General features: G+C 37.0%; 10 protein-coding genes. All 10 read right to left on the bottom strand.

Annotated elements, in window-relative coordinates:
• Positions 1-26: 26 nt before the first annotated feature.
• A complete protein-coding gene (locus J0J35_RS02810; RefSeq protein WP_019335564.1) occupies positions 27-1,241 on the bottom strand; it encodes an ArgE/DapE family deacylase in 1,215 nt (404 codons plus the stop codon).
• Between the two features lie 104 nt (positions 1,242-1,345).
• Positions 1,346-2,839, bottom strand: coding sequence for a helix-turn-helix domain-containing protein (locus J0J35_RS02805; RefSeq protein ID WP_019335563.1), 1,494 nt, complete (start codon positions 2,837-2,839; stop codon positions 1,346-1,348).
• A gap of 71 nt (positions 2,840-2,910) precedes the next feature.
• Positions 2,911-3,315 carry an ArsC/Spx/MgsR family protein gene (locus J0J35_RS02800; RefSeq protein WP_046401272.1) on the bottom strand — a complete coding sequence of 135 codons (405 nt, stop codon included), beginning with the start codon at positions 3,313-3,315 and terminating at the stop codon, positions 2,911-2,913.
• Positions 3,316-3,415: 100 nt separating this feature from the next.
• Positions 3,416-4,294, bottom strand: a complete 879-nt coding sequence (locus J0J35_RS02795; protein WP_206917629.1) for a metallophosphoesterase — start codon at positions 4,292-4,294, stop codon at positions 3,416-3,418.
• 60 nt (positions 4,295-4,354) lie between these two features.
• On the bottom strand, positions 4,355-5,971 hold the full coding sequence (locus tag J0J35_RS02790; protein WP_206917627.1) for a type I restriction-modification system subunit M: 1,617 nt from the start codon (positions 5,969-5,971) through the stop codon (positions 4,355-4,357).
• Positions 5,972-5,982: 11 nt separating this feature from the next.
• Positions 5,983-7,257, bottom strand: coding sequence for a restriction endonuclease subunit S (locus tag J0J35_RS02785; RefSeq protein WP_206917625.1), 1,275 nt, complete (start codon positions 7,255-7,257; stop codon positions 5,983-5,985).
• Positions 7,258-7,353: 96 nt separating this feature from the next.
• On the bottom strand, positions 7,354-10,431 hold the full coding sequence (locus tag J0J35_RS02780; protein WP_206917624.1) for a type I restriction endonuclease subunit R: 3,078 nt from the start codon (positions 10,429-10,431) through the stop codon (positions 7,354-7,356).
• A 3-nt stretch (positions 10,432-10,434) separates the two neighbouring features.
• Entirely contained in the window at positions 10,435-10,995 is a 561-nt protein-coding gene (locus J0J35_RS02775; RefSeq protein ID WP_242534056.1) for a restriction endonuclease subunit S, read from the bottom strand.
• A gap of 170 nt (positions 10,996-11,165) precedes the next feature.
• Entirely contained in the window at positions 11,166-12,002 is an 837-nt protein-coding gene (locus J0J35_RS02770; protein ID WP_206917620.1) for a GIY-YIG nuclease family protein, read from the bottom strand.
• 115 nt (positions 12,003-12,117) lie between these two features.
• Entirely contained in the window at positions 12,118-13,146 is a 1,029-nt protein-coding gene (locus J0J35_RS02765) for a DUF3048 domain-containing protein (RefSeq protein WP_206917618.1), read from the bottom strand.

The following is a 13,146-nucleotide window of genomic DNA, read 5'->3' as shown; positions in this document are numbered from 1 at the left end:
AAAAGTGTTATCTCCTCCTATCCGTTTCAACTTGCAAAATATTTTTGAATCATATTTTCGTATATTTTGATAAAGTCTAAAAAGCTATCTATAAGGACATACTCGTCAACAGCATGCGCTGTAGCATTTCCGGGTCCACAAACCACAATATCAAGATTAGGATTAGCTCTTACAAACTGTGAGGCGTCTGTTCCACCAGATACACCAACTTGTGGTGCTTTCTGCTGCAGATGTTCTTCCAAAACTTCAGAAGTTACTTTTACTATTTTTGAGTCTGGGCTACTTTTGACAGGGGCAACATTTTCGGTGACCTCTAAAGATAACTCTACTGCTTGCTCACGATTACATTCATCAATCAGCGCTTGAATATCCGCAATCAATTTTTCATTAGACAATGCGGGAATGGTACGGATTTTCACACCCATACTCGCGTTGGCCGGAACAGTATTGATCTGTTCACCACCATTAATCAAAGTCACGACTGGAATAGTTGAACCTAAAAGATCATCTTCTTCTGTAAGCTTATCAAAATATGCTTTTTGTTTATCATAAAACTTAAGTAAACCTTCGATGGCATTTTGACCAAGCTCTGGCATTGAGCTATGTGCAGCCTTGCCTTTGGCATGTACCTTATAGTTGACGGAACCTTTATGGCCAATAAAGATGAGACGCATCTCCCCGTCGAACTTCGGAATATCGAGCGGAATAGTATCTTTCATTTGTTGCAATGTGGCGAAGTCTCCACCTGTTGGCTCACAGACAACTAAAGCTTCCATATCATCGGCATAACCAAGTTCTGCAAGTTGACCTGCTCCAAGTTCACCTTTTTCTTCACCTACAGTAGCGAGTAAGCGCACTGTCCCATTCAGAGAAACGCCACTTTCTTTGAGATTAATCATAGCTACAACGGCTGCAACAAGGCCAGACTTCATGTCTGTAGTGCCACGTCCGTACATTTTTCCCTCTTCGGTTACAGTCGCACTTAAAGGCGGATATGTCCACTTACTTTCATCTCCTAAAGATACTGTATCTTCATGCCCATCAAAACCTATTACCGGACCATTACCGTTTCCAATCTCGGCAATCAGACTGGCGCGTCCTTCGCTGTAAGGAATTATCTTGGCTGCAATATCATGCTCTTGAAGTAACGCACGCAAATAGTTCGCCACTTCTTCTTCGTTACCATTGACTGAGTTGATTTGGACCACATCTTGTAATATTTTTATAGCATCTAAAGCCATTTTAATACCTCTTATCGTCTTTTTTAATACTTCTAGCTTATCACTATAGTAAGAGATATTGGGGTAAAAAAAGGCAGATGGGAAGCAACAAAAAAAGACGAATATTACTCGTCATTTTTGGTGATTAAAATATGTAGATAGTCCTCAATATCCTCGATTTCCCTTCGCGTGAGGAAAGGATGAACAAGGAATAACTGCGCTGGTTTTTTCAAATTACTGTGCTCACCCATAGCGCTTGTCGAAATAACAATGTCTACATTTTGTTCTGGTTCTGATAGACTTGTGATTATTTTTAAATTATAAAGATGACCAAATTGATTAAAAATTTGTCGGATTAACAATTTTTCTAGCATCTCGGACAAGTCAGTATCAATGAAGAGCGTGATTTCTTTTTCCTGAAACTGGACGGGCATAAAGAAGGATAAAGCCAATATATACTCGCCAATCAAATATTCTTCATTTAAAAAGAGTGTGAGTCCACTTTCTTGATATAGCTCAGCAAGGAGTTTTTTCAAAGACTGACGCATGACTGGGAAAAAGTAAGACGACACGTTAATTGCATGGTGCCCAGACTCTGAGAAAATGATGTTTGAGAATAGGTCCGCATGCAAATGACAGGGATAAATATACCGCAAGAACAATCTTCTTTTCTCTTCAGAGAGTTTTCCTGTGTGGGTTTCCATTTTTTGCACCAAACGTTCTGTAGCTTCAAAGGCGGGTGTCCCTTCAAGAACACTCCAAAAATCTGGTGCCTTATGCTCAAGACTATTGTAAATTTTGCTCTTAGTCATGGCTTCAATCAGTAAAAAATCCACTTCATGTTTAGGAAAACCATAATTTTTGTAAAATAAAGCGTAAATATCCGTCTTCTCATCAATCCATTCACAAATCGAACGATATTTCTCCCAGCCTTCTTCCAAGTTTACTGAAAAGCCACGTTGATATCTGCTAAAATTTATGGCAAACATATAGGCAATTTGATAAGCTGTAAACTGATTCATCTGTAAGTCTATCTCAAGGCTTATTTGCGAAATCAAGTTAATGATTTTTTCTTTATTAACTCCTGAAAAAGGCCACTCATCGCCTCGGTAAAGGCGCCAAAAGAGAATATTTAGCATTCCTCTGACTTGTTGTTCATCCCCTTGAAAAAGATACTGTTTTTTTCTGGTTACAACCTTCACACCTAGATTGGCCATCATTTGATTGGCACTTGCGATGCGCTTTTTAATCAAAGATTCGCTGACAAAGTTCTCCATAGCCAAGCGTTCCAGATTTGCATCTTTATTTAAAGCAATCGAAAAGAGAATCTTATAAATAATGATATTTTCGATGAGTTTCTGGCGAAATTTTCGATAATCACGCGCATCCTTAATTTCTAAAAGGTTTCCGCGCCCTTTTAATATTTTGAGATTGAGATTGTCAGAGTCAAAAGATCTTATCTCATGAAGTAAACTATTAATCAAACTGGTCGTACGTTTTGTACTGATCCCCAAAGTTTTTGCCATTTCTTCGGCATCAATCCAGTCGCCCTTCTCTTTCATAAGTTCCAAAAGTTTGAGCTCCAAACTCACACTATCTTCTATCGCTGTTATTTTCATTATAAATATCCCTTACTTTTTGAATGCCCTATCTCCTTATTATAACCCTAAATTTGTAAACATTACAGTTTTTAATCGCGCAGATAACGTGGAATGAACTTCCTCATTTCGACTTCATTATATCCTACCAACATCTTATTTTTACCAATAATAATGGGTGTAATCAAACATTCTGGATGCTCAGTGACGAAAGCAAGAGCTTCTTTAAAAGTTAATTTATTGAGTCCCATTAGGGCTTTCAAGGTCTTCTTTGAAGATGTTCGTGATTTTTTAGTAATTTCTGCAAAACCACCTTCAGATAGAGATAAAATTTCCAGTAAATCCGTTTCTGATATTTTTTCAATTCGGACATATTTCGCTTCTATCCCATAGTTCTGAAACCATGAATTTGCTTTTTGACTGGCGGTACAAGGTTTGCGGTAGTATACTCTAATCAAGGCTTCACCTACAATTCTTTCCGTTTCATGTATAGACAACTCTTCTATTTTATAATATTTAAAGCTGCAAAATAGTCACTTTACAGGAGATGGCAAAGCTCTTTTTGTAACAAGAAAAGAGAGTAGCCCCTCTTTTCTTTTAAATATAAATGGTGAACTGAGTTACCACAGGTATAACTCCAAAACGGGCGTGAATCGATGTGGTTCCTATCCCTGTATTGACATATAATTGTGTAATAGCATCAAGCTGGTATAAGCCCCGTGTATACTTCTCAGCCAGAACATTTTTTATCGGATAGAAGGGAATCCAGACCTGACCACCGTGACTGTGACCCGCTAAAACCAGCTGTGTATCTGTACCGATAAAAGCATCCGCCACATCCGGTTCATGTGTCATTGTGATGGCGTAATCATAGTTTTGACGGTAAGCAAGCGTATCGGATACCGAAGGATTTCCTAAAAGAGAATCATCGAGTCCACCTAAGAAAACTTGGCGACCATCGCTCAATGTTAGAGTTTCTCCCTGATTTCTTAGCACGGTAAATCCACCCGCCGACATAACATCTTCATAGACACGGACAGCACCGCCACCATAATCATGATTGCCCCAAACGGCATACTTCCCAATATTTGCCTTAAAAGCTTTTAATTTTTCAATCATTGGTGCCATCTGTTCTGGATACTTGGAGTAATTATCAAACAAATCTCCTGTAAACAAAAGAATATCTGGGTTTTGGGCATTAACCTTCTCAATCACCTTATCTAAACGATTTGTTTCAAAGTACTCGGAAACCTGCAAATCAGAGATTTGCACAACGTTTAGTGGTGTCCGCTCATTTTTCTTTCCCAGCTCGACATGATTGACATGCACAAGGAAGGGCTCAACTTTCCAAGCATAGAAAGGCAGAGCAACGATAAGCAATATAAATACGCTTATGATAGATAAGAGGATACGCTTCGTTTTCTTTTTTGGCTTTTTACTTGTTCTTGGAGGTGTTTTTGTTTTTGGGTTTTGCATAGTGTTTTATTATAGCATAAAAGAGCGTTACGTTTGTAGACACTCTTTTATATCTTTTTATTATTTACTCATCAATTCAATAAATTTACGCAACTCTTCTTTTGCCTCATCTGTTGTTCCAGTCAATGAGCCTAACATTCCTAACAAATCTTCTGTTGATTTGTCAATCTCTGCTTGAACTTCTCGTAATTCTTTTGCTACTTCTGCCAGTGGGACGACTTCTTCCTCTTCAAAAGTATCAACATATCTTGGAATATTCAAATTATAGTCGTTCTCTTTAATTTCATCGATAGAAGCCAAATGAGCGTACTTTTCAATGTCCTCTCGCTTATGATATGCTTGGACAATATCATCAATATTTTGAGCTGAGAGTTTATTTTTATTTTTTGCCTTTTCAAAATCTTTTGAAGCATCAATAAAGAGAACATCTTTGTTTTCTCCACGTGCTTCACGCCCTTTAAAGACTAAAACACAGGTCGGAATGCTTGTCCCAAAGAAAAGATTTGCAGGTAAACCGATAACTGCATCAAGTAGATTCTCCTTGATGATATTTTTACGAATCTTACCTTCAGAAGCACCGCGGAACAAAACTCCGTGAGGTAATACAATAGCCATCGTTCCAGATTTTTCTAAGTGGTAAAGGCCATGAAGGATAAAGGCATAATCCGCCTTAGATGCTGGTGCTACACCGAAGCCTTTGAAACGAACATCTTTTTCTCTATCAATATTCTTCACATCCCAGTTTTGCGAATAAGGTGGATTTGCTACCACTGCATCGAATTTCTTAGGAATTTGAATGCCATCTTTTTCATCGAAAGGCCAATCAATATCTAAGGTATCTGCACGCTTTAAAGTCATATTACGGTAGTTGACATCGTGCATCATTAAGTTCATCCGTGCCAAGTTATAAGTTGTTGTATTTAATTCTTGACCATAGAATTCAACAGAGCCTTCTTTATTACCATTTGGTAATTCCTTCTGAACGGTCAATAAAAGCGAACCAGAGCCCATCGTAGGGTCGTAGACACTGAACTGGTTCCCAGTCTCTTTAACATCAGCAGTGACTAACCGTGCCAAGATTTGACTGACTTCATGTGGTGTGTAGAACTCTCCGCCTTTTTTACCTGCGTTTGCAGCGAACTCTCCAATCAAGTATTCATAAACATCACCAAGAATATCATGCCCTGTGTCATCTTTGAAAGTAAAGTCGTTAATCATTAAGACGATATCATTAAGGGCCTTAGCACGTTCATTTGTGGATGTTCCTAAACGTGTGTCCCCTAAGTTTACATCTGAAAAGACATTAGCAAAATCTGCTGCAGCGACTGGATTACGCTTGGTATTAGTGTTGAAGCTGTCCAGCATATCTTGGAAATCACTGGCTTTAATCTTGTGTGTCTCAATCTTTGTAACTAGTTTTTCCCATGTATACTCTGGATCAATAACATAGCCAAGAATTTTAGAAATTTCTATAAAATAATCTTCTTTTTCTTCCTCTGAAGCAGTATAAAAATCTTCCAAGCCGTTTTCTTTAAGTTGAATTTCTTGGTTCTCAGACAAATAACGGTAGAACATCAAAGGTAGGATGTAGTTCTTATACTCACTGGCATCCATCGTTCCACGCAATTTGTTGGCCATCGCCCATAACTGGGCGGTTATATCTTTTGCTGTACTCATGTTTTAACTCCTTATATAAACATTTTTTGTAATAGAGATTTTTTTAGGTATTTAAGATTATCCAATCGTTTCTGCTGATACTTAATGAGATGGTCCAAATTAATTAAAAACATTCCTATTTTATCTTGTTCACTGGTATTAGGAATCATGAAAATTTGCTTACTTAATTCAGTTTGATTAATTGACGCCTGATTTACTGCTTGGTTAGCATGAGATTTAGCCCACCTGAGCTTTTTCTCACTATTTAATTGATAATAAAGGAAGTAGGGATTCATAAAATTATTTGGAGTTAACCTTAGCAGATTAATTCCATGGTATAATTCTTTTCCTTTATCATAAATAGCAGTTTTCCCTATATGAGCAAGAGAGTTTATATTACTAAATAAAATATCTCCATTATTTAATAAAAACCGGTCAGGTGGTTGAATATTTGAATATCCTACTCTACTTTCATCAATTACACCTTTTGCGATAGTTTCTATTCTCGTTAAATGATATTTCCCATTATCAAGAAGTGAATCTCCCGTGAAACCAGAGGAAATCTTTACTAAGTCTCCCAAAGGCTTAAATTCCCACTCGCCACTAAACCCCTCAAACCTAATTTCAGGAACGGTTTCACCATTCTTGGGAAACATTTTTTGAAGATAGCCTTTTTTAGTTTTTTTGAGTAATTCTAATTTTTGTTGATGAAGGGTAATGGTATTGTCTAGTTGCTTGAAGAAATACCCTATTTTTAGTTGTTCTTCATATTCCTTTGGAAAAGTAACCTGAGTTTTTTGTAGATTACCTTTACTGATTGCTGATACTTTGGATCCTTGTATTAATCTTAAAAGTTGCCGATGATAATTATCAGAATTGATATAATACCCTAGGAAATACTTAGCGTTCTGTTGACTAGCTCTTGCAACAATTGTATGGAGACCCGATACAATATATTCATCAGTTATACCATGGATTTCTACAGCTTTTCCTACTGTCTCATCTTCAGCTGCATCAGCAAAGATTAAATCTCCATTTACTAATATGTTCTCTTTATACTTTTCTAAAGTTCCACTCGTTATAAATGGAATTTCTTCTCTTCTAATATCAAGAATAGACGGATATTTAATTAGGATATCTCCATAGTGAATGCTTTTAACTTCACCCGAGTCATAATTTAACATGGCTCTTGATAACGAATTAGTAGATACGGGAAAACTAAAGCTATCATCAAACTTCCGCTCTTCCCAATCATCCACAAAACCCTCAAACCGTATATCCGGCTCTTTTTTCACATTCTCACTCATTTTTTAAATTAACTCCCGTCAATACATGGTATTTTTAAATAACTTACACCTTTTACAAATAAATTATTTCCTTTAAAATTATACCATTTATAAGAGTTATTCTCCTTTTTTAATTTCATCTGCCATCGCATAAAATGCTTCACGAAATGCGATACGATATTTTACCCAAGACAAAGAAGCGATGTTTTCTTCCGCAATCTCTTTGTAATCCTCACGCGCTTCATTCATAATGGCTGTCATCTCACCTTGCTTATCTAAATCTTCTTGTCCTCGACGGTGTTTTTTGATCAAGTTGGCGAGTTCTTTTGGTTTCGTACTGTTATCAAGCCCCCAAGTTCGGATGAATTGTGTTATAAGCTTGATATTTGTATCCTTTTCAGCCCTATCCATTGCTTGATTCATCTTATCCACTTCTCGTGGTGCAGGATAATGGTCAAATGTAAACTCTTTAGTGAAGATTTTAGAAACAAAGTTACGCACTTTAATTTTCTCTTTTTCACTTTCGGATTTGGCAAGCTCGAGGTGGATTTCTTCTTTTGTTGTTTCAGCTTCAGTCATTTGATCAGCATGCACTTGATCCGCCATTGTTGCGATAAGTTCAATCAAATAATCATAATTAATACGAACCTCGTGGATATGTACCATCGATAGATTGACTTGTGAAATATCGATTTCTTCACGCTCTGCTCGACCTTCCTTGAGCTCCCCAGCAATAACTGTGGTTAGCATGATCTCCTGGTCTTCTGTAATGCCAAGTCCCGCATAAAATTCTTCCGGGTTATCGTAAGCGGAAATTTCACACCCTTCGTCATCTTTAGTGTATTGTTTAAGTTTGCTCATCAAGCGGTTATATTTTTGAAGCTTTTCAAACAAATCATCCTGTGCTTTTTCACTTGGTGGGACTTGCACAAAATCATCGGTTAACTCAGAAAGTTCTTCAATTACTTGTTTCATTTCTTCCTGTACTTGGCTAAAAGGTTTAGAAAGAATTCCTGATTCTTCATTTTCTTTTTTCAACTCATCCAGCGACAATTGTTTATTTGCTGAGTCACGGTTTGAATAAGTAGCAAAAGCCCGGTTCATTTCGAGTTCATTTTGTTCGGGCCAACGATAGTTAACTACATTTCCCTGAGGTTTATCCACCAAGTTTTGCATACGATTTGTACGCGAATAGGCTTGAATCAAGTTTCCATCTTTAAGCGTACGGTCTATATAAAGAGTGTTAAGTTCCGGCGCATCAAATCCTGTAAGTAGCTGATCTACAACGATGACTAAATCAAGAAAATTACCATCATCTGCTGTTTTATTCAAGCGACGCGCTAAGTCTTCAGTGTATTGTTTGACAGTTTTCATGTCGAAATCAGTTCCGAACATTTTATTATAAACTTTGATTGCTCGATGTAAGTTCTCATTGGTCGTAAGCTGATTTTTTCCATTAGAACTATCTGCCGAGAAACTAACGGCTACTTTTAAGCGTTCTTTCTCAGGCTTTTCTGCATTGAATTCAGAAAATTTATCAAAGTATTCCATTGCTCGTGGTGTACTTGCTCTATTCCCACCCACATGAACTGTAAATAAAGCATTATATTTTCGATTATTCGAACGTTCTTTCCAGTTTTTAAAAATATCTTCAACAACAAGCTGAACATGCTCCGGACTGTAGTCATAGACACTTCCTCGAATATTATCATCAATATCTGCTTCTTCTGGATTTTCTGGTGGAGTGATCGTTTCTTTGAACTCCACCTTGAAACCAAGAACATTTTTATCTGCAATAGCCTCCTTGATCGTGTAAATGTGAAGAGGTTCGCCAAATATGTGCTCTGTTTCTGGGAATTTTGGTGTCCCTGTATAACCTACCCAAGCAGATGTCGGTAAGGCTTTACGAATGGCTTGAAGCATACTTAGGCTGTCTTTGTCATTTTTATTACTTTTTTCACTTGTTGAGCGATGTGCTTCGTCAACAATGAATAAAATATTTTCTTCTAAAGCTTTAAAATCCTTGCGTGATACATAGCGCGACATCTTTTGAATGCTTGTTACAATGATATTTTTGTCACTAATCTTTGTAAGTTTATTATGAAGATCAGAAACATTTGCTGTATCACTAACGATTCCTGAAGCACCTTCAAACCCTGCAACAGGATCATAGGCACGGTAAGCGTCTGCTGTTTGATTTGTCAAGGCCACTCGATCAACTAAGAAAATTACTTTGTCGACATTGGATAGACGACTGGCAAGCCAAGCTGTCTTGAAACTAGTAATTGTTTTCCCTGATCCTGTGGTATGCCATATATACCCCAATCTTCCATTATTTGTATCAAATTTGAAATTACGGACTTTTTCAATCACTCTTTTTGTGGCATACATTTGATAAGGGCGCATAACTTTTAGCCCTTCCTTATTTTTTGTACCATCTAAGATCATGTATTGAGTTGCCATATCATGAGCCATGGGAATGGATAAAACCTGATCTGCAAAAGTTTTCCATGACCGAACAGGATGGTTGTTCCCTTCCTCTTGCCAATGAAAAGCAAATGCCTCATTAAATTTGTCTAATGTGGTATTTGCCATATAGCGAATATCATGTGGAGTCATTGCGATAAGGAGTTGTATAGTTGAAAAAATACCAGTGTATTGCTTTTCGGCAATATATTGTTTCATCTGGTTGAGTGATTCACTCGTATTGTGAAGCGATTTTTTTAATTCAATCTGAACAATAGGTAAACCATTCATCAGCAATGTTACATCAAATCGTCTATCTTGCTTACCATCAACTACTTTTGGGCGTTCAATTTGATTGACAATTTGATATACTGTGTTTCCACCAGAAACTTGAGCTTGGTCAAAAACAGTCAGAAAGACATGTTTCCCGTTATCCAAGTCTATTTCAATCTCCGAAACACCATTTACTCCATGCAAAAATTGTCCGGCCTGGTATGGGGTTTCGATATCAGAAATAATTTTCTTGACTTGGTTAAATTCTGTAATAGATAAAGGATTATCTAAGCGTGCTCGGTTATTTTGCTCTAGGATTTTTTTAAAATTAGACCATAAATTTTGAGTAGTTTTAATTTCTTTTTTATATTCCCACTGCTTTACCCCACCAATTTTTGTAAGATATTCAATAACCTCAAGCTCGAATTCTAATTCTGATTTTGTCTTTTTTTTCATCTATTACTTCTCCTCCAAGTTTTCTTCCAATAAAGCCCCTGTAAATTGTTCAATAAGTTCAGAATACCTATTTAATTTTCCTTGTAGCTTTAGCATTTCAATATAAGCTTTCCCAGTTTGCTGCTGTCCTTCTAATCCAATAAAAGGTATTTTTATTTCACCCAATGCTTTAATTGGAATTCTAAGTATGGGTCCATTACCTTGAAGCTCACGTTCTTTTTGGCGTTGAACTTCTCTATAAACATTGAATAAATAGACAAAATATCTCTTGTCCAACTCATCATTCTTAAATTCTACCTTGGTGAAATTGAGTGAAGGAACCTTGCCAGTATTCCAGTGACTTACTATAGTTGCAAGCTGTAATGCGTTGCTTACTACAATATCTCCTTCACTTAAGGCTAAATTATCATAATTTTTTTTATTAATTTTCAAAGACGTCCCATCATAATGATTGTAATCTTTTTCAAAAGAGCTTTGATCGTAATAGTTGATATCTTTTGTACCGTATTGTTTTTCTGCTCGGGTTGGGTTAATACCAGGAACAAAACTTACAAATTCATTCATTTTTCTTTGTAGCAAACCGCTCTCACCTCGACATTTTTTGAAATATTTTTATATTTCCACAGACTTTCTATAAAAGAATTGTATCATTTAAATAAAAACAAGTCAAACAATACAATGAAATATAAAAATATTTCATTGTATTTAAAAAATCTGAACTTCTATTCAGATTTTTATTCCCAAATTAATTCCACTTTAACACTGAGATCAGCAGCCAATTTCTCCAACTTTCGCCGAGTATCCTTACGTGACAAATTGGTATAAAGCCAAATATTCTCTGAAAGTTGAACAGAGCTTGGACGTCCACCATAAGTTGAACGTTTTGTTCCTAAAATAAAGGCATGACTTGGACGGTCATCCACAATTAATGACTTTATTTTTTCTGAATATTTGTTATCCTTCAACAGATTTCTAACAAACTCTACAAATAACTTCCTTGCTGAATTTGACGTTATTTTTTGTTTATCGTAAGAAATCACAAACTTGTCTGTTTTGACCTCTTTATGCTTTAATTCATAAGAAGGTGATTCCTCTCCAAAGAAGTTTAAACTTGCAATATCTTCATTTATTTCAAAAACTGTTTCATATAACGCTTCTGCTTGGAGCTTTTGAAGTTTTCCTATATAAGACGTATTCCCATTATTCAAATTTGTCAACTCAAAATCAGATTTTGTTTTAAAGTCTTGAATAAGCTTATGCTCAAGATACTCTGTTTCCGTTTTAGACATCTTTCCATCTTTTCTTGAAAAAAAGACCACAGATTCTGCCCAATTTTTTGCTTCATCTGATAGATGTTGAGATAGACGCTGAGTTATAGTTTGACCCGCTGTTTGTCCAACGTATCTTTTATTCTGCCCGATTAACACATAAACAGCAGGAAACTTAGAAAATTCTTGCTCCTTAAGATAAGGGAAATCTTCGCGATTCATTGTAACTAAGATAACTGGATCGTGTTCATAGCAAAAAATACTGTCCTTTTGGTTATCCGAAAAAATAAAAACTTGCTTCATGTATAAAACCTATATCCTTTTGTGTTTCTCCATCAAATTATTCTCTCACCATTACAACATGCAGGACTTCAAATAGAAAAGAACAGCGAAATTCACTGTTCTTTTTAAGCATCTACTACTCCCAAACAACTTCCCGACTATTATCAACTGCCGTTATCCAAGTTTGACCCGACTTGAGCGGGATTTTGTTTCCTTGATCGTCGGTGAAGCTGATATTTGTTTGTGCATTTGGTTTGGCCCAATTTCCTTCTTGGACTTTGCCGTTTTGGAAAATATACGCCTTGCCTGTACCGGTCGTTTCGATGTCCATGTGGTTACCGTCTGCGGATAGTTTTTGATTGACCATGATTGCAATGACTACATCTGGTGAAATTTGACCCTTTTCTCGGTCTTGATGTGCTTCACCACCTTGGAAACGTTGATAGGTCTTGCTGGCTGTATCGTAATGATAGCTGACTTCAAAAATACCGGTAGAGACTGGAAGTCTGATAGCTTGAGCAGCTGGCAGGTCACTTTCTGTTTTATCTGACTTGAGTGCTTGTCTGTCCCAGCTTTGGAAATCAGATTTCTTCTTATCTAGCTTGGTCATGTACTTGTCCAAACCACTCATTTTCGTATACATATTATGTGGTGCCACGCGGTCCTCAGAACGCCAGAAGATACCCTCAGGTGCTTTAAATTGATCTAAGTCTGCGACATAATCACCCGACTTAACCATGTCTAAGGCTAACTCTGAGCCACCCACGTGAGCTAAGCCAGCATCAAAACCAGCTGCCCACTCCACAAAGTAAGGACGAATAGAACGCACAGGGCCAATCAAATCAGGCTGTGCTTCCTGATAAAGGGCCACAAAGCGTGTTATGCCTCCTTCAGCGACAGCTTCAAAAACCACTCCCGCATCTTTAAGGCCGGATTGCGGTCGCGCTTCTGGTGAATTTTCCACCATCACAGCAGTTATCGGACGTTTTGCCTTATCAGCTGTCGTTTCAAGGCCTGTAAGTTCTGAGCGTACAGGACCTGATTTTTCCTCTTGTTTTACTTCTTCTTTTGCCGTTTTTGGAGCAAAGACCTTCGTCTGCCAAAGGAAGATCCCAACTGCACCAACTAATAAGGCGATGATGATAGCGATTACTTTTTTCTTCAT

It is taken from the genome of Lactococcus sp. LG606 (assembly GCF_017309645.1).
Classification (GTDB): domain Bacteria; phylum Bacillota; class Bacilli; order Lactobacillales; family Streptococcaceae; genus Lactococcus; species Lactococcus petauri.
The sequence above is the reverse complement of the archived record's forward strand: the minus strand, read 5'-3'. Positions and strand labels throughout refer to the sequence as shown.